Genomic DNA, 19,329 nt, shown 5'->3' on the forward strand with positions numbered 1-19,329 from the left:
TCTTTTCGAGTAAGCATTTTAAAATCCCCCAATCTTTGATAAATACAGTTAAATTATCCCATATTTATCACATGTTGGGGGAAGATTATCTCGAAGAATTTTTACTCCTCAGACCTGATGAAAAGCAGCTCTCAAAAAAGAACTGCCTTCATCGCTTAATTGTCAGCTGCGTCTATCATTTTTTGAACTTGTTCTTCGTGGCTGTCAATCCATTCTTCCGCTAGCGATTCGATTGGAGTGCCATCTTGTTCATATTTTAACATCATTTCTTCTAGGTCTTCAATTTCAATGCTCCAGTTTGATAAGATATTATACGCTTTTGGATGTTTTTCTTGAATTCCTTTATAAGAAATGACATAAATGGAATCTTCTTTAAACGATTCAAGCGGATCTTCAAGAAATTTCAAGTCATAGCGAGCAAACATCGAGTGTGGTCGCCAACCTACGAAAATAAGTGGCTCTTCATTCGGAATCATTTTCTCAACTTGTGACATCATCGCTGTCTCACTTGAGTGAACAATTTCATAATCATTCAATTCATAATCAATCTTCATTTGATCAGAAATGACGGTAATTCCAGCGCCCGAGTCAATAGCGTAAATTTTCCCGTTAAACTTTTCACTGTTTTCTTTAATATCAGGAATCGAATCTTCTTCGACATAGGTCGGAACAACCCAGCCGAGTGGGGCATTTTCATAGCTGACTGAAACCTTTTCTAATTTATCACCATATTCTTCCCAAAGCTCCTTTTCAGTGTGTGGAAGCCATGCATCCATAAAGAAATCGATTTCTTCATTCACTAAGCCAGAAAAAATAATCGGTTGCTCAGACGTAACAAATTCTACCTCATAACCTACTTCTTCAAGAATTTTCTTAACGATATGCGTTGGAACTTCCGTGCTTGTCCAGCTTGTCATTCCAAATACAATTTTGTCTTTTTCGGTTTCTTCTCCGTCATAATTTCCTTGCGTTTGTGCACCGTTATCGCCGCCACAAGCAACTAATAGCATTGCAAGTATTAAAATCATAACCATACGCAAAAATCTGCGAATATTCACGAAAAATCACCTTTCTCTTAGTTTCCATTTAATTTTTCAAATTTCTCTCGCATCGTTTCAGGAGTAAATTGCAAACTATCTGGGTGTGTAGCAGTCCATGCTTTGTACGAATCCCCTTGCACATAATTGACTGCTTCAGACGTGTTAAACACACGCAGATCGTAAATCCAATTCGCCATAATTAATAGCGATGCCATATGTGCACCAGCATTTGTCGTTGCACACATATCTTTCACGATATTCATCTGGTAATCACGGAAATAACCGTCAAATACCGTCGTCATTAAACAACCATCTGTCACAAGCCCGCCAATAATCACGTTCTTAACACCGAGACTTTTTAACGTGCCTTCTAAATTTGTTTCAAAAAATCCGCTCCAGCGATATTTATCAATGACGATATCGCCCAGTTCGGGTTTTACTTCGTCAAAAATATCAATCGCATCTGTTAAGTCGTTATAGTAAATCGGCTGTTCTTCTCCATCAATCGGCTCACCGTTCGACAGTCCGACACGATCACTACGATTAATTTGCCGTGTGTAAATAATTGGAATGCCACGCTCGCGGCATGCTTCAATTAAAAGTTTCGTATTGTTAATCACTTCATCAATATCTTCGATACCGAAGCCGCTCTCTTTTTGTAAATCAATTAAAACTAATGCTTTTTCTGGCAATGGTTTACTCCTCCTCTTTCTCTTTTGAAATGAACGTAAAAATGTCGCCTGTTTCCATCGCGTTGCTAAACCGCATCGTCCAATCCATATAATCTTCAGTTTCAGCAATGTACTTTAAATTTTGTTTTGCTTGCTCACGGAATTTTTCATCTATGCTCGTATCATTTGAAATCCGATCAAATACTGGCTTTGCCTGCTCAATCGCTTTATATAGCAATGTCCGTTCTTGACGTAGATTTTTTACGAGAAATGTTAGCAAATTACGAATAAAATCTTTTTCAGCAATAAAGTGATCTTTTCGTTCACCTTTTTTCCACACTTTTGATACCATTTCAATTTCTAGCAATTCACGCAAACCATTGCTGACACTCGCTTTACTCATCGCGACTTCGTCTTTAATTTCATCGATTGTCATCGGAACGTCAGAGAAGTAAAGTACGCCGTAAATTCTCCCGACCGAAACTGAAACTCCGTAAATAACCATCGTCTGTGCAATTGCACTAATAATAACGTCTTGCATTTCTTCGATTTTTGAAGAATGATTGTTTTTTTCCATAGACACCATTCTTTCATCTATATTATTTAATCTGTTTAATTAAATTTAAACAAATTATATATATTGTGTCAAATGGCATATTTTTCTGTTGTGTTAGAATATAATGAGTTTTTGTTAAAAGGGATTGTGATGAAGAATGCATATTATAGTTGATCCATTCTAGCTTTCCTCACGATTACATTCATCGGAATAGGCGTTACAGTTTTTGACAATCAGTAAAGAAACTCAACATAATAACGTAGGCAGGCAATTTAACAGCTTAGTTTAAACGGTATAGTTGCACAAATGGGTTGAGCATTGATTCTATCATCATCGGACAATCTGAATACGAAACGACTGACAATTTATCACCGCAGCGTTACTAAGACTTCCACTTCTAATAAGTAGGAGTTAAGGGCGGCTGCTTCAGATAAAGATTAAAACTTCACCTGAACCAATTGTTCTGTATTAGCGATTTGAAAGTAACGCTCCATGGACACGAGGAACTTAGAAAAATTGCAGGCACTTGCGCTGGAATCGTATTCAAATTACTTTTATAAAAAACATCTCTATCAAGTAAATTCAAATATCTTCATAAAGATGTCATGGACATATATATATATAGCGGAAACTGAGGAAGACTGCGATTGCTATTGAGAAGTTAATACAATCAATTGACCATATATTCATAAAAAATATTTCGGTTGCTGCACATGCAGCTATTGCCGTCACTCAATCATTTAAAATTGATTAGCGCCACTGCACGAGCATTAGTCCAAGCCTTTTTCATGCCTCGGCTTATGTCGCTAAGACGGTTGACCATCTGCTAATTACTCGGAAAAACTAAAATTAAGGCAGACTTCGTATCTGCCTTAATCAATTTTCTCTTTCCCGCCCATATACGGACGAAGCACTTCTGGAATTTCAATTGTACCGTTTTCTTGCTGATAATTTTCTAGAATGGCGGCGACAGTTCGTCCGATTGCAAGCCCTGAACCGTTTAATGTATGCACAAATTCAGGACGACCGTTTCGATCACGACGGAAGCGAATACCTGCACGTCTCGCCTGGAAGTCTTCAAAATTACTGCATGACGAAATTTCACGGTATGTTCCATAGCTTGGAATCCACACTTCAAGGTCATACTTTTTTGCTGCTGTAAAGCCTAAATCACCTGTACACATATTCATGACGCGATACGGCAGCTTCAATAATTGTAACACTTTTTCCGCATGTCCAGTCAACGTTTCAAGCTCTGCATACGAATCTTCTGGCTTTACGAACCGGACAAGTTCAACTTTATTAAATTGATGCTGACGAATAAGCCCTCGTGTATCTCGTCCGGCTGCACCTGCTTCAGAACGGAAACATGCACTGTATGCTGTGTATGCTTTCGGTAAATCATCTGCTTCTAATATTTCGTCCCGATGCATGTTTGTGACCGGTACTTCTGCAGTCGGAATTAAAAAGTAATCTTCCTCACGAATTTTGAACGCATCTTCTTCAAATTTCGGCAACTGGCCTGTTCCGGTCATACTCATACGGTTCACTAAATATGGTGGAAGCACCTCTTCATAACCATGTTCATCAGCATGCAAATCCATCATAAAATTCAGCAATGCCCGCTCAAGTCTAGCACCTAATCCTTTGTAAAATACAAAACGGCTACCGGTTACTTTTGCCGCTCGCTCAAAATCTAAAATGTCTAATTCAGCTGCAAGCTCCCAATGTGGCTTCGGCTCAAATGAGAAATTTCGAACATTGCCCCATTTACGCACTTCAACATTTTCATTTTCATCTTTTCCAATCGGGACGCTTTCGTGCGGCACGTTTGGAATTTGTAAGAGCAATTGCTGCAACGCTTCTTCAACTTCACGCAATTCTTCATCAAATGCTTTAATTTTATCCCCTACATTGCGCATTTCTGTAATAAATTCATCCGCATTTTTCTTTGCCCGTTTTAATTCCGCAATTTTTTTTGATACTTCGTTTCGTTCTTTCTTTAGTCTTTCTGTTTCTTGAATAAGATTACGTCTTTTACGGTCAAGCTCTTCAAATTGATCGAGCCCACTTAAATCTTCTCCTCTATGGACTAACGTAGCTTTTATTTCTTGAAAATTTTCACGTAAACGTCGAATGTCAAGCATGTTATACCCTCCTAGTTTTTTAAAAAAATACAAAAAACTCCCGTCTCTTTTTTTAAGAGACGAGAGCCTACCTCCCGCGTTGCCACTCTACTTGCAGACGTATTCATCTGCCACTTCAAAGGATAACGGTCCTCTGTCCGGAAATGCCTACATTTTTTCAACATTTCACTCAAGGATGGATTCACACATCGGTTTGATCGGTTCACAGCAACCACCGACTTTCTGAACAAGCCCGATATACTACTAGCTCCTATCAACGTTTTCTCTTATTCATCTGATCTTTGGCTTCTGATTTCTACCCTCCGGACTACCATCCCCGTTCTTGCATACGTTGTGCCGGATCAAGCGTAGCGATGTCAATCCCTTTCATAGCTGCTCCTAAATCTTTAGACAACTCAGTAATAAGCTCATAGTCTTGATAATTCTCTGTTGCTTTTACAATCGCACGCGCAAAACGTTCAGGATTATCCGACTTAAAAATACCTGAACCGACAAACACACCGTCCGCTCCAATTTCCATCATAAGCGCTGCATCAGCTGGTGTTGCTACACCGCCAGCTGCATAGTTGACAACAGGTAGACGTCCTAATTCTTTCACTTGTAACAAAAGTTCGTACGGAGCTTGTAAATTTTTCGCTTCTGTCATTAATTCATCTTTTGACATGTTAGCTACTTGACGAACTTGCTTTTGAACAAGACGCATATGTCGTACCGCTTCCACAATGTTGCCTGTTCCCGGCTCTCCTTTTGTACGAAGCATTGACGCACCTTCACCTACACGGCGTAACGCTTCACCGAGATCTCGTGCTCCGCATACAAATGGTACTTCATAACTGCGTTTTTCTAAGTGATATTCTTCATCAGCCGGTGTCAATACTTCACTCTCATCAATATAATCAACGCCGATTGATTCAAGTACTCTTGCTTCAACAATATGGCCAATTCTTACTTTCGCCATTACCGGAATCGAAACGGCGTTTACAACCTCTTCTACAATTGTCGGGTCAGCCATGCGAGCCACCCCACCAGCAGCACGAATGTCTGCAGGTACACGTTCAAGTGCCATCACCGCAATCGCACCAGCAGCTTCTGCTACTTTCGCTTGTTCTGCGTTGATGACATCCATAATGACGCCACCTTTTTTTATTTCTGTTAGTCTCGTTTTTGTACCGTATTCTTTTGACATTATAATTCCTCCTAGGAATTGAATCCATTACTCTTTAAATATTACTAAATCTGTTAATTTCTGACAACATAAAAGTATGATTAACCTATAATTTTATCCCATAGCCCTCCGAAAAAATTTCCAATCGCACGCATGCTTAATGTAAACCAATTCGCTTTTTTCACTTCTTCTACCGTAACGAGTTCAGACGTTGCGACTTTATCCGTAATAAAACCATAATCGCTTCCTTCACCAGAGTATTTTACCGTCACGGTTCCAATTTTTTCGCCTTTTTCAAATGGTGCAACGAGATTTCCATCATCGTCAAACTTCTTTTTATCTAATGTAAACTCTGGCTTATATAAATCTTTCTCGTTATTTCGAACGAGCATGCTAAATGAAGATTTTGCTTGAACTGCTACTTCCTTTTGCTTACCTTTTACAACTGGGACGGTTTTATTCTCAAACTTGTATCCTTCTGGTACAATTTCTTGTTTCGAAAATTGACTAAATCCCCAGTCATACAATTTGGCTGTTTCACGAAACCGAGAAATCGCAGAGTTTGTTTTCATAACAACCGAAATGAAACGCATATCACCTTTTTGTACCGTTCCAGTAAACGCAAATCCTGCCAAATCAGTTGAACCTGTTTTTAAACCGTCTACACCTGGATATGCGAGATCAAGTCCGTCAAGCATCCAATTCCAGTTCAACATTTCTAAAGGGTCGTCCAATCCTTTTGTAAAATTTTTAACAGGAATACTCGCCGTCTCTAACACGTTTGGATGATCATGCAGAAGACGATAAGCGAGAAGGGCAGTTGAACGAGCGGACATCATGTTTTCTTCAGTTTCACTACCTGCCGGATGTTGTCCGAATAAATCTTTATTATTTAAGCCTGTCGTATTAACAAACGTAACGTCACCTAAGCCTAATTCTTCGGCTTTATCATTCATCATCTGTACAAAGTTAGCTTCCGAACCACCGACAAGTTCTGCTAACGCAATCGTTGCACCATTGGCTGAATAAATCGCCATCGATTCGTAAAGTTCCTTAACTGTATATTTCACATCTTCTAGCAAAGGAATATTCGACAAACTGTAATTTTGTGATACCTGTTGTGCATAATCACTAATTGGCACTTCATCGTCCCATTCGATCTCTTCGTTTTTAATCGCTTCTAACACGAGGTATTCTGTCATCATTTTCGTCATACTTGCGATCGCGAGTTTTTCATCCGCATTTTGCTCGTACAAAATTTTCCCTGAATCGGCATCAATTAAAATCGCAGCTTCAGCTTGAATATCGACACTTTCTTGTGCTTGAACATCGGAAGAAAAAGCAAATATATGTATAAAACAAATCGCTAAAACGAATGAAATAATTCGTCGAATATTTCTCATTCCTAGTACCTCCCTTGAGAATAACACATTTGCTATTTTAACATAATATAAAATAAAAAAATAGATAGAGGCGATGCCTCTATCATATGAAATGAACAGACTTAATCAAGAAAGTAGTTTGGAGCTTCTTTCGTGATTTGTACATCGTGTGGATGGCTTTCTTTTAACCCTGCATTTGTAATTTTTGTGAATTTACTTTTTTCACGCAATGCTTCAATCGAGTCTGTACCGCAATACCCCATGCCTGCACGCAATCCACCAATAAGTTGAAGAATTGTATCTGCAAGCGGTCCTTTAAACGGGACACGTCCTTCAATTCCTTCAGGAACAAGCTTTTTATTATTTTCCTGGAAATACCGATCACTGCTTCCTCTTTCCATTGAAGCAACTGACCCCATGCCTCGATATACTTTAAACTGTCTGCCTTGAAAAATTTCCCGTTCACCAGGGCTCTCTTCCGTTCCGGCAAGCAAGCTTCCGAGCATAACTGCATGAGAACCAGCCGCAATGGCTTTCACGATATCACCAGAGTATTTAATCCCACCATCAGCAATGATCGCAACTCCATGTTTTTTCGCTTCCGTGGTACAGTCATAAACAGCAGTAATTTGCGGAACACCGACCCCTGCTATAACACGTGTCGTACAAATTGAACCAGGACCGATTCCAACTTTTACGATTGTTGCTCCAGCTTCGATTAAATCGCGTGTCGCTTCTGCTGTTGCAACGTTACCTGCAATAATATCGAGTTCTGGATACCTTTCGCGAATGTCACGAACAGTATGAAGCACACCTTCAGAATGTCCGTGAGCCGTATCAACAACGATAACATCTACGCCTACTTCAACGAGCTTTTCGACACGCTGGAACGTATCTTTTGTAACACCGACAGCCGCACCTACAAGTAATCTTCCTTGTGAATCTTTTGCAGAGTTTGGATATTGAATCACTTTTTCAATATCTTTGATCGTAATTAAACCTTTTAAAATTCCGTTTGTATCAACGAGAGGAAGCTTTTCAATTTTATGTTTCTGTAAAATTTTTTCCGCTTCTTTTAGTGTCGTTCCGACAGGAGCAGTTACGAGATTTTCTTTCGTCATCACTTCGTTAATTACGATCGAATAATCTTCAACAAAACGTAGATCTCGATTCGTTAAAATCCCGACGAGCTTGCGATTTTCATCAACAATGGGCACTCCAGAAATACGATACTTACTCATCAAATGTTCGGCATCAAACACTTGGTGCTCAGGTGTTAAATAAAATGGATCTGTAATGACACCACTCTCCGAACGCTTCACGCGATCAACCATTTCAGCTTGTTCATCAATTGACATATTTTTATGAATAATCCCAAGTCCACCTTGACGTGCAATCGCAATCGCCATATCCGTTTCCGTTACCGTATCCATTCCCGCACTAATAATTGGAATATTCAACGTAATCTTTTCACTTAATCTAGTTTTTACGGAGACATCACGAGGCAATATCGACGACTTTTGAGGAATTAATAGCACATCATCAAACGTTAAGCTTTCTTTCGCAAACTTGTCCTCCCACACAGATTAGCATCTCCTTTTTATTCAGCCTAAAGATTAATTAGTAGCTTATCAATTGGGCAAAATACTGTCAAGACAGCAAAAATTTGTTAGAGAATTCAAATGATTTTGAGGTGTTTTCATGCAAGTTGAACGTGAAGTTTGGACATTTTTAAATTCCTTTCAATCGACTTCTATCGTACATTCTTTTTTAAGAGATCACTATACACGGCGCGAAATTCCAAATGCAGATTTAAAAAGCTATGACAACTGTTATACGTTTATTTATTACATCGAGCACGGAAAAAAATATTATAGACTTGCTAAACAAGCTCCTGATGAACTTAAGCCTGTTTTACTTTTCTACGGAATGGTCCAGCTTATTAAAGCATGTCTATTAACCGTTGATCCACAATATCCGGCGACGACATCTGTACTCGCTCACGGCGTATCAACCCGAAAACGAAAAAAACGAGATTATTCTTTTTTGCAAGATGAAGTAAAAATTCAAAAGGATGGACTTCTGCGTCACTTTGCTGCGCATTTATTTCAAGATGACTTAACGAATGATCGATTCAATATGGAATCTCTTTTTGCAAAAATACCTGAGATGAATCCGATTTTTCAGATGAGTGGTAAACAACCGCCAAGTGTGCGGGTAGAACGAAAATCCGACGGTACGTTCCACATTCCAGTATCGATTTTGGATGACTTACATATGACAAAGCGTAGGTTTCAAGAGTTTTTCATAACAAACAGTCCACTTCCCGTTTTGTTTCAGCAAAAAGATGAGAAAAACATCGTACTTAAAACAAATATAGACCACCCGCTGCATTGTGCACCGTTTCTTTTTCACGCGTCTGACGGCTATTATATTCCGACGAAACGTGAATCGTTTAAACCGATGCAAGAGATTATCATGCATTATTTATTGCTTTACAATTTAAGCATGATTTGTCGCTATGAAACAGAATGGTGGAATGACCTTTTTCATTCATTTTCAAGTAACGATCTTCCGTTTATCCGCCGCTTTTTGCTCATTAGTGAAACGAAAACCCCGTATATACTCGCGCTTTATTTAAAAAAACGAAGCTAAAGCAAGCTTCGTTTTTTGTCATTGTTCATCATGATTATGATGCTCTTCTTCATCAAGAACGTCATCATTTTCATCTTCATCATTCACTTGTGCAACCGTACCGACTTTTTCACCTTCATCCAAGCGGATGAGCGTTACCCCTTGCGTATTTCTTCCCATTTGGGAAATACCGCTAACGGATGTACGTATTAAAATCCCGCTTTCCGTAATAATCATCAAGTCATCTTCTTCTGAAACTGTTTTTAACGATACAACATCGCCATTGCGTTCGGTAATATTAACTGTTTTAATTCCTGAACCACCGCGAGCTTGTACACGATATTCATTTGCTTGTGTTCGTTTTCCAAATCCATTTTCCGTTACGACTAAGACGTCTTGATCGTCTTCTAAAATCCCTGCTCCAACGACTTTATCGTCTTTTTGAAGGCGAATTCCTCTCACTCCCGTAGCTGTTCTTCCCATTGAACGAACGTCTTGTTCATGAAATCGGATCGCCATCCCTTTTCTCGTTCCAATGATGACGTCCTTTCTTCCATCGGTTAATCGCACCGAAATAAGTTCATCATCTTCGCGGAAATTAATCGCGATTAACCCGCCGCGACGAATGTTTGCAAATGCTGAAAGATCGGTTCGTTTCGTAATTCCATGCTTCGTTACGAAGAGCAAATACCAGCCTTCTGTAAATTCATGGATCGGAATGACAGCTGTGATCATTTCATCTTTTTCAATTTGGAGTAAGTTAATGATCGGTATTCCTTTCGCTGTTCGGCCATAATCAGGAATTTCATACCCTTTAAGACGGTATACTTTTCCTTTGTTTGTAAAAAATAAAACGGTATCGTGCGTTGATGTTGTAAATAAATGCTCAACGAAGTCACCTTCGTTCGTTCCCATTCCTTGTACGCCGCGACCGCCTCTGCGCTGGCTCCGATACGTGTCAATTGGAAGACGCTTAATATAGCCGTTATGGGTTAACGTAATAATAATATTTTCTTTCGGAATTAAATCTTCGTCTTCGATTAAATTGAATCCTGCTTCAATCGAAGTCCGACGCTCATCAGCAAATTTTTCTTTCACTTCTGTTAACTCTTCGCGAATAATGTCAAGCACTTTTTCTTCATCAGCTAAAATTGCTTTTAATTCAGCGATAAGTTTTACTAACTCTTGATATTCATTTTCGATTTTGTCACGTTCTAAGCCAGTGAGTCGTTGCAAACGCATATCGAGAATGGCTTGGGCTTGTTCATGACTTAATGAAAATTGTGTCATCAAGCCTTCACGAGCAATATCAGTCGTTTCCGATGCACGAATGAGTGCGATGACTTCGTCTAGATGATCAAGTGCAATTCGCAATCCTTCAAGTATATGAGCTCTCGCTTCGGCACGATTTAATTCAAATTGAGTACGTCTACGAATAACAACTTTTTGATGTTCTAAATAATGTTGCAAACATTCTTTTAACGAAAGAATTTTCGGACGCCCATCGACGAGGGCCAACATATTGATTCCAAAACTCGTTTGCATAGCAGTGAGTTTATAAAGATTGTTTAAGACGACATTTGCATTTGCATCACGGCGAATTTCAATGACAATTCTCATGCCGTTTCGATCTGATTCATCAGCTAAATGTGTAATTCCATCAATCCGTTTATCACGTACTAAATCTGCAATTTTTTCAATCAGTTTTGCTTTGTTAACTTGAAAAGGCAATTCGCTAACAATAATTGTTTTTGTGCCGTTGTCATTTTCAATAATTTCGGCTTCCGCTTGGATGATAATTGAACCTCTACCTGTTTCATATGCTTTACGAATGCCTTCTCTTCCGAGAATTTTACCCGCCGTTGGAAAATCAGGACCAGGAATAATTTCCATTAATTCCGGCAAACTAATGTGAGGATTGTGGCTTACTGCTAACACTCCGTCAATCACTTCACCTAGATGGTGCGGTGGAATGTTCGTTGCCATTCCAACTGCAATTCCAGCTGCACCATTGACGAGCAAATTCGGAAATCTTGCCGGCAATACGACAGGTTCTTTCTCAGCACCATCGTAATTATCTTGAAAATCGATCGTATCTTTGTTAATGTCACGAACAAGTTCCATCGCAATTTTTGACATTCTCGCTTCTGTATACCGCATCGCTGCGGCAGGATCACCGTCAACAGATCCAAAGTTTCCATGTCCATCAACAAGCATATAACGATAGTTAAAATCTTGTGCCATACGAACCATCGCTTCATAAACAGCAGCGTCACCATGTGGATGGTACTTCCCAATTACATCTCCAACAATTCTTGCTGATTTTTTGTATGGCTTATCAGCTGTCATTCCAAGCTCATTCATCGCGTGTAAAATTCGACGGTGGACAGGTTTTAATCCGTCACGAACATCTGGTAGCGCTCGGCTAACAATTACACTCATAGCGTAATCTAAAAATGACGTTCGCATTTCCTCGCTTATATTAATTTCTTCAACTCTTTGGTTTTCAATCTCAGACATGCTTTTACCCTCCGTCTCTACTCCGAGGACAAGATTCTACTGCCAAAATTCTTTACTCAACGTTCAAAAAGTTTGGAGACATCACAGTGAAAATTTGTAAAAATTCTTACCTTTGTCTCTTGTTGACTTTACATTTAAATATCTAAATTTTTAACGTATTGAGCATTTTCTTGAATAAATTCTCGTCTTGGCTCGACTTTATCTCCCATTAAAATATTAAACACTTCATCGGCTTCAATTGCATCCTCAAGATTTACTTGCAACGTCGTTCTCGTTTCGGGATCCATCGTTGTCTCCCAAAGTTGATCAGGATTCATTTCCCCTAAACCTTTATAACGTTGGATATCAGGTTTCGGTTTTTCCCCAAGTTCTTGTAATATGTCATCACGCTCACGATCACTATACGCATAGTGTACCTTTTTCCCTTGTTTAATTTGATAAAGAGGGGGTTGCGCGATATAAATATAGCCTTTTTCAAGTAATGGCCGCATATATCTGTAGAAAAAAGTTAATAATAGCGTCCGAATATGGGCACCATCAACGTCTGCATCCGTCATAATAAAAACTTTATGGTATCTCGCTTTTTCAATATCAAATTCTTCGCCAATCCCTGTTCCGATTGCGGTAATAATCGTACGAATTTCATTATTTGATAAAATTTTATCAAGTCTAGCCTTTTCGACATTTAAAATTTTTCCTCTTAATGGCAAAATTGCTTGAAAATGTCGATCTCTGCCTGTTTTTGCCGAACCGCCTGCCGAGTCTCCTTCTACAATAAAAAGTTCAGATATCGATGCATCACGTGAAGAACAATCTGCTAATTTTCCTGGTAATGAACTAACTTCCAATGCATTTTTTCTTCTTGTCAGTTCACGAGCTTTTTTTGCGGCTAACCTTGCTCTTGAAGCCATCATTCCTTTTTCAACAATTCGTCGTGCGACAGATGGGTTTTCGAGTAAATATGTTGAAAATTCATCGCTAAACAGTGAATCAGTTATAGTTCTCGCATCTGCATTTCCGAGCTTTGTTTTCGTCTGTCCTTCGAATTGTGGGTCAGGGTGTTTAATGGAAATAATTGCCGTTATTCCTTCACGTACGTCATCACCTAAAAGGTTTGCATCATTTTCTTTAAATAGACCGCTTTTCCGTGCATAATCGTTAATAACTCGTGTTAATGCTGTTCGAAATCCGACTTCATGAGTTCCGCCTTCATGTGTTTTAATGTTGTTAGCAAACGAATAAATATTACTCATAAATCCATCGTTGTATTGGAGAGCAATTTCCAAGGAAATACCGTTACGCTCTCCTTCAATAAAAATCGGTTCATCATGAAGTACTTCACGCGAACGATTGAGATGTTGTACGTACGATTTAATGCCACCTTCATAATAAAATTCTAACTCGTTTCCATTTCCACGCTTATCCACAGCTACGATCGTAAGTCCTCTATTTAAATAGGCAAGTTCGCGCAACCGTGTTTTTAAAATTTCAAAATCAAATTCCGTCGTTTCTGTAAAAATTTCTGGATCGGGAACAAATCGAATTTTTGTACCAGTATGTTCTGTATCTCCAATAATTTTAAGCTCGCCATTTGGTATACCACGGCTAAAAGTTTGAGAATAAATGTGTCCATCACGATTGATTGTTACTTCTAGTTCGGTTGATAATGCATTAACAACCGCTGCTCCGACCCCGTGAAGCCCGCCCGATACTTTGTAACCACCGCCACCAAATTTTCCGCCTGCGTGAAGATTTGTTAAAATGACTTCAACGGCTGGACGTCCCATTTTTTCGTGCGTTCCGACGGGAATACCACGTCCATTATCTTCAACAACAATGCTGTTATCTTCTTCAACAGCAACGATAATTTTATCACAATAGCCTGCCAATGCTTCATCAATACTGTTATCGACAATTTCCCAAACGAGGTGATGAAGCCCTCTGGAACTCGTTGAACCAATATACATACCGGGGCGTTTTCTAACTGCTTCTAATCCTTCTAATACTTGAATTTGATGTTCATCATATGTTTGTTCCATTCGTTGCTCAGATGACATTTTTTTACCACCTACATTTCCAAGTTTCATTCATTGATTTCATCTAGCTTTAGTAAATACGTTTCTGTTTCATCTAACGCACGTCGTTTTAAAGTTAGTGATGATAATGGTGACAAGTATAGCATCTTCGTTGTGACAACGAGCGATTTCGTATCATTATCACTAATATCGACTAGTTTATCTTCTTCTTTAAAATGTTCGATATATTCATATATTTCATCAGAAGATTGCCATTCAAGTATTGCGACAACGTCGCTAGATCGAATAACAACATCTTCACCTAAGTGAATGTACAATGAGTTCCACCTCATTCCAGTTTCATAATTTCACCTTTGGAAACGTGATAACGTGTCGCTTTTTGTAATGTTTCATGATGAATACCATCTACACTTGTCGTCGTTACGAATGTTTGAACTTTTCCTTGAATTGTATTTAATAAATGTGATTGACGATGTTCATCGAGTTCAGATAACACGTCATCAAGAAGGAGGATAGGGTATTCCCCAACTTCTTCTTTAATCAATTCAATTTCCGCAAGTTTAACTGCTAATGCAGTTGTACGCTGTTGACCTTGTGAACCGAACGTTTGCACATCTTTTCCGTTTACGAAAAATAAAACATCGTCTCGGTGAGGTCCTGCTAATGTCATCCCGCGATCGATCTCTCTATCTTTTATTTTAGCAAATTTATTTTCATATGCTTCTACTATTTTCGACAATGTTGCTTGTTCTGATACGTCTACAGAGGGGAGGTAATTTAATTGAAGTTCTTCTTCTCCATGACTAATATTGTGGTGAATCGTTTCTGCCCAATTTTGAAGCTTCGTAAGAAAAGAGAGTCGGCGTTTTACGACTTTTGCGGCTAAGTCTGTTAAACTTTCAGTTAAAATGTCGAGCATGATGAGCTGTTCTTGATTTCTCATTCGCTGTAAATCTTTTAATAGTGCATTCCGTTGTTGCAATATTTTTTGGTATTGGCTTAAATCGTGAATGTAGACGGGCTGGATTTGTCCGATTTCCATATCGAGAAATCGCCGTCTAATGCTTGGATTTCCTTTCACAATATTTAAATCTTCGGGTGCAAACATGACGATATTAAGTGCACCGATATAATTACTTAATTTTCTTTGTTCGAGAGAGTTAAGTTTAGCTTTTTTTCCAAACTCAGAAATTGTAATCTCCAATGTGATGATTCCACTGTTTTTTTCTACTGTTCCTTCTATTCTAGCATATTTCTCATCCCAACGAATGAGCTCCTTATCTTTTTGAGTCCGGTGTCCTTTCGTCATTGCTAATGTATGAATGGCTTCCATCATGTTCGTTTTTCCTTGGGCATTTTCTCCAATGAGCAAGTTAACGTTCGGATCAAAAGCAACGTCAGCATATTTATAATTTCGATAATTCAGTAATGATATGGATTGTAAATGCAACGTTGGTCCTCCAATCAAGATGTCACTATAAATTCACCGTAACCATCAATTGAAATTTGATCGCCAACGTATAATTTTCGTCCTCTACGCACTTCTTCTTCATCGTTAACGATGACTGTATGTTCTTGTAAAAACCATTTTGCCATTCCACCAGACTGAATAACATCAGTCTGTTTTAATAGCTGGCCAAGCGTAATATAGTCGGTTTGAATTTGTACGTTTTTTCGCAATATATTCACATCCTTAACTATATATTTTACCATAAATTGAGATTTGCATCAGTAGAGTGGGATTTGAGCTGTTTAGACGTTATAATAAGCTGTTTTCTTAAAAATTTATTGTTTTTGAATAATAAAAGATAAAAATGGCAACTTAAAGCTGCTTAAATGAAAAAAGCTATCGGGCTAAAATCGACCAATAGCTTATTACATATTTTTTTAATATGTTCTTACCGGTAAAATAAGCTGTAACACGGAAGTATCATCGATTGGACGAAGTAAAAATGGGCGCATCGCTCCTGTAAAATCGATAATAATTGTTTGCGAATCAATAGCCCGGAGAGCATCAATCATATATTTTGCGCTAAATGAGATATGTAATTCTTCTCCTTCGTATGATTCACAATTAATTTGTTCAACAACTTTCCCAACTTCAGGGGAAATCGATGATATTTCAACATTTTTTTCAGTAATGTTCGTTAATTTAACAACATTATTACTGCCTTCTTTCGCAAGTAATGATGCTCGTTCAATCGCATGTAAAAACGATTTTGTATTAACAACCATGCTCGTCGTGCTATCTGTTGGTATTAATTTTGATACGTCAGGATAATTACCATCTAGTAAACGTGAATAGAACAAAACATATTTTGTTTTAAATAAAATAAAATGTTCTGTAACAACAGCTTTAATTAAATCAGAATTATTTTCAATAATTTTTGCTAATTCATTTAAACTTTTTCCTGGAACGACAACATTTGAAAATGATAAGTTATCAGATGCTTTTTCAATCGTAACATGTCGAAGAGCAAGCCGATGGCTATCTGTTGCTACACATTGAAGTTTTTGATTGTCACATGTCCAATTGATCCCTGTTAAAACAGGTCGAGTTTCTGATGTTGAAACAGCAAATACTGTTTGTCTAATAATATTTTTTAATGCTTGAGCTTCAATTTCAAAATATCGTTCACTTTCTAAATTTGGCAATCGTGGATATTCCTCTGGATCAAGACCGTTTAAACTAAATTCAGAGTGCCCTGATTTAATTTTTGTTAAGAATTCTTCTGTTACAGTAATCTCAACTGTGCTTGAAGGAAGTTTTCGGATAATTTCAGAGAAAAATCGTGCTTGTAAAACAATACTTCCTGTTTTTTGAATTGTTATATATTCAACATCATCATCTTCCTTTGGTATAAATCGTTCAATTGAAATATCAGAATCACTACCAGTTAAGTATACACCTTCATTTTTAGTTTCAATTTTTATCCCTGATAATATCGGAATTACTGTTTGTGTCGAAATGGCTTTTAAAACATCTTGAACAGCATTCATTAATTGTTGCCGATCGATTATGAGTTGCATGAAAGCCCTCCTTGAAAACTTTTAAAGAAATAGATTTATTAATTTATTTTAAAATATAGTAGTAATAGTAGTAGAGACTGTGAATATGTGGAAAACAATAAATTTGTGAATTGTAGTAGCGAAACCCATGTGTGTAAACTGTGAATATGTGAAGTAGTTTATTCGTAAGTTATTCGCATTTATCCACATGTGGATCATTACAGATTAGCTTTGATTTGTGCAATAATTTCTTCAATATTTTGTTTTAAATGTGAATCAGTGCTGACTAATTTTGAGATTTTATCATGAGCATGGATCACTGTCGTATGATCTCTTCCACCAAATTCTTCTCCAATTTTCGGTAAGGATAAATCTGTTAATTCACGTGATAAATACATCGCAATTTGGCGAGGAAATGCAATTGATTTTGTTCGTTTCTTTGCAGCGAAATCTTCCATCTTAATGTTATATTTTTCACTAACAACTTGTTGAATCGCTTGGATTGTAATCACTTTTGGACGAGAAGATGGAATGATATCTTTTAAAGCTTCAGCTGCGAGCTCTGCATTCATATCTTGATTAACTAATGATGAATAAGCAACAACGCGAATGAGTGCACCTTCAAGTTCACGAATGTTTGTATCGATTTGATTCGCAATATAGATCATGACTTCGTTTGGGATATCAAGCCGTTCAGCTTTTGCTTTTTTTCTTAAAATTGCAATTCGTGTTTCTAAGTCAGGAGGGGTAATATCTGTGATTAATCCCCACTCAAATCGTGATCGTAATCGGTCTTCTAATGTCGGAATTTCTTTCGGTGGACGATCACTTGAAATAACAATTTGCTTAGAATTCTCGTGTAGTGTGTTAAATGTATGGAAAAATTCCTCTTGTGTTTGTTCTTTTCCGGCAAGGAATTGAATATCATCAATTAATAGGATGTCTACATTTCGATATTTGTTCCGAAAATCGACAGCTTCGTTGTCGCGAATTGAATTAATAAATTCATTCATGAATTTTTCTGATGAAAGATAGACGACGTTTGCGCTTGGATTATGTTCTAATACGTAATGACCGATCGCTTGCATGAGATGTGTTTTTCCGAGTCCAACCCCACCGTAGATAAATAAAGGGTTATATGCTTTTGCTGGAGCTTCAGCAACTGCTAATGAGGCAGCATGAGCAAATCGGTTACCATTTCCAATAACGAATGTGTCAAATGTATATTTTTGGTTTAACGCTGTTTTTGGTACTTCCTCATCAGAATCAACAAGTTTTGGCATTTTTTTTGGTTTTTCATTCATTTCAATTTCAGTATTTTCATGTTGAGGAGTGATAAAGCGAATTTGTAATAGACTTCCAGTAATATCATGAATAATTTCTGAAATAAGTGCAGAATATCGATTTTCAAGCCAATCACGTGCAAATATATTTGGCGCAACGACAGTTAAAAGATCATCCTCAAGTGAATGAGCTTGGGTAGATTTTAACCATGTTTCAAAGCTTGGTTTACTAACTTTTTTTTCAATTTCTTTTAATGTTTTACTCCATAAGTCTGAAATACTTTCCACAAATTTGTCCCCCTTTCGTTTTAAATGTAAAGTAAAGAAATAGAATAGCCAGGAGGATTGGTACATCCATTTTTAACCTGGCTATATCGATTTGTATTTATATGTAATGTCCACGTTTTCCGCAAGCTGTGGATAAGAACAATACAGAGCCAAAAATAATTGTCCACAAAGTTATTAACAACCTGTGCATAATTTAATTTGTGAATAGACTTATCCATAGAGTGAAGTATTACTAGAATATCAAATCTAGAGTTGACTTGCAATGGAAGTTTTGTACTTATCCACAAGATTAATAGGATGTTCATATTGTTTTCAACAACATTCGACATTGTGAATATTTTGTCGATAATTCGTTGAATAACTCCAATATGAATAAAAAAAGTTTTCCACAGCTCTTAAAATCAAATTTAATAATGGAAAATAATCGAATCTTCTTGACATGATGGCTCATTTCTTCTTATAATTAGCAAGACTGTCCATGATGTTGAACATTATTGTTTAATAATGCGTGTTCAAAAAGGAGGACAACGAGAGGTAAAGTCGACTAAATACACAACGGTCTGCGACTGCAATTACTCGTCGTAAAATTGCAAAGGAG

The 19,329-nt window shown here is 37.7% G+C and carries 15 protein-coding genes and 1 other annotated feature; of the genes, 1 reads left to right on the top strand and 14 read right to left on the bottom strand.

Going from position 1 to position 19,329, the window contains the following annotated elements; all coding sequences use genetic code 11:
- Positions 1 to 155: 155 nt before the first annotated feature.
- From ABU914_RS12175 to guaB, 7 genes are all read right to left on the bottom strand, one after another.
- A complete protein-coding gene (locus ABU914_RS12175) occupies positions 156 to 1,058 on the bottom strand; it encodes a glycine betaine ABC transporter substrate-binding protein (RefSeq protein WP_379670005.1) in 903 nt (300 codons plus the stop codon).
- A gap of 17 nt (positions 1,059 to 1,075) precedes the next feature.
- Positions 1,076 to 1,732 carry a cysteine hydrolase family protein gene (locus tag ABU914_RS12180; RefSeq protein WP_379670006.1) on the bottom strand — a complete coding sequence of 219 codons (657 nt, stop codon included), beginning with the start codon at positions 1,730 to 1,732 and terminating at the stop codon, positions 1,076 to 1,078.
- A 4-nt stretch (positions 1,733 to 1,736) separates the two neighbouring features.
- Positions 1,737 to 2,288: a GbsR/MarR family transcriptional regulator gene (locus ABU914_RS12185; RefSeq protein ID WP_379670007.1), complete on the bottom strand. Its 552-nt coding sequence runs from the start codon at positions 2,286 to 2,288 to the stop codon at positions 1,737 to 1,739.
- Positions 2,289 to 3,139: 851 nt separating this feature from the next.
- Positions 3,140 to 4,414 carry a serine--tRNA ligase gene (gene serS, locus ABU914_RS12190; protein WP_379670008.1) on the bottom strand — a complete coding sequence of 425 codons (1,275 nt, stop codon included), beginning with the start codon at positions 4,412 to 4,414 and terminating at the stop codon, positions 3,140 to 3,142.
- A gap of 52 nt (positions 4,415 to 4,466) precedes the next feature.
- Positions 4,467 to 4,680: a binding site (T-box leader), on the bottom strand.
- Between the two features lie 41 nt (positions 4,681 to 4,721).
- Positions 4,722 to 5,600 (bottom strand): pyridoxal 5'-phosphate synthase lyase subunit PdxS, encoded by an 879-nt coding sequence (gene pdxS, locus ABU914_RS12195; protein WP_379670009.1) that lies wholly within the window; start codon positions 5,598 to 5,600, stop codon positions 4,722 to 4,724.
- An 80-nt stretch (positions 5,601 to 5,680) separates the two neighbouring features.
- Positions 5,681 to 6,982, bottom strand: coding sequence for a D-alanyl-D-alanine carboxypeptidase family protein (locus tag ABU914_RS12200; RefSeq protein WP_379670010.1), 1,302 nt, complete (start codon positions 6,980 to 6,982; stop codon positions 5,681 to 5,683).
- Between the two features lie 101 nt (positions 6,983 to 7,083).
- Positions 7,084 to 8,544 (bottom strand): IMP dehydrogenase, encoded by a 1,461-nt coding sequence (gene guaB / locus ABU914_RS12205; protein ID WP_379670011.1) that lies wholly within the window; start codon positions 8,542 to 8,544, stop codon positions 7,084 to 7,086.
- Positions 8,545 to 8,662: 118 nt separating this feature from the next.
- Between guaB and ABU914_RS12210 the strand changes: the two genes are divergently transcribed.
- Positions 8,663 to 9,616: a YaaC family protein gene (locus ABU914_RS12210; RefSeq protein ID WP_379670012.1), complete on the top strand. Its 954-nt coding sequence runs from the start codon at positions 8,663 to 8,665 to the stop codon at positions 9,614 to 9,616.
- An 18-nt stretch (positions 9,617 to 9,634) separates the two neighbouring features.
- Here the strand turns inward: ABU914_RS12210 and gyrA are convergent, their stop codons facing one another.
- From gyrA to dnaA, 7 genes are all read right to left on the bottom strand, one after another.
- Positions 9,635 to 12,115 (bottom strand): DNA gyrase subunit A, encoded by a 2,481-nt coding sequence (gene gyrA / locus ABU914_RS12215; protein ID WP_379670013.1) that lies wholly within the window; start codon positions 12,113 to 12,115, stop codon positions 9,635 to 9,637.
- 134 nt (positions 12,116 to 12,249) lie between these two features.
- On the bottom strand, positions 12,250 to 14,172 hold the full coding sequence (gene gyrB / locus ABU914_RS12220) for a DNA topoisomerase (ATP-hydrolyzing) subunit B (RefSeq protein WP_379670014.1): 1,923 nt from the start codon (positions 14,170 to 14,172) through the stop codon (positions 12,250 to 12,252).
- A gap of 26 nt (positions 14,173 to 14,198) precedes the next feature.
- A complete protein-coding gene (gene remB / locus ABU914_RS12225) occupies positions 14,199 to 14,468 on the bottom strand; it encodes an extracellular matrix regulator RemB (RefSeq protein ID WP_379670015.1) in 270 nt (89 codons plus the stop codon).
- 11 nt (positions 14,469 to 14,479) lie between these two features.
- On the bottom strand, positions 14,480 to 15,601 hold the full coding sequence (gene recF / locus ABU914_RS12230; RefSeq protein ID WP_379670016.1) for a DNA replication/repair protein RecF: 1,122 nt from the start codon (positions 15,599 to 15,601) through the stop codon (positions 14,480 to 14,482).
- Positions 15,602 to 15,615: 14 nt separating this feature from the next.
- Entirely contained in the window at positions 15,616 to 15,864 is a 249-nt protein-coding gene (yaaA, locus tag ABU914_RS12235; RefSeq protein ID WP_379670017.1) for a S4 domain-containing protein YaaA, read from the bottom strand.
- A gap of 174 nt (positions 15,865 to 16,038) precedes the next feature.
- Entirely contained in the window at positions 16,039 to 17,181 is a 1,143-nt protein-coding gene (gene dnaN, locus ABU914_RS12240; RefSeq protein WP_379670018.1) for a DNA polymerase III subunit beta, read from the bottom strand.
- A 197-nt stretch (positions 17,182 to 17,378) separates the two neighbouring features.
- Complete coding sequence (dnaA, locus tag ABU914_RS12245; protein WP_379670019.1) at positions 17,379 to 18,731, bottom strand: chromosomal replication initiator protein DnaA; 1,353 nt, start codon at positions 18,729 to 18,731, stop codon at positions 17,379 to 17,381.
- Positions 18,732 to 19,329: the final 598 nt, after the last annotated feature.

It is taken from the genome of Pueribacillus sp. YX66 (assembly GCF_041725775.1).
GTDB lineage: Bacteria > Bacillota > Bacilli > Bacillales > UBA6769 > Pueribacillus.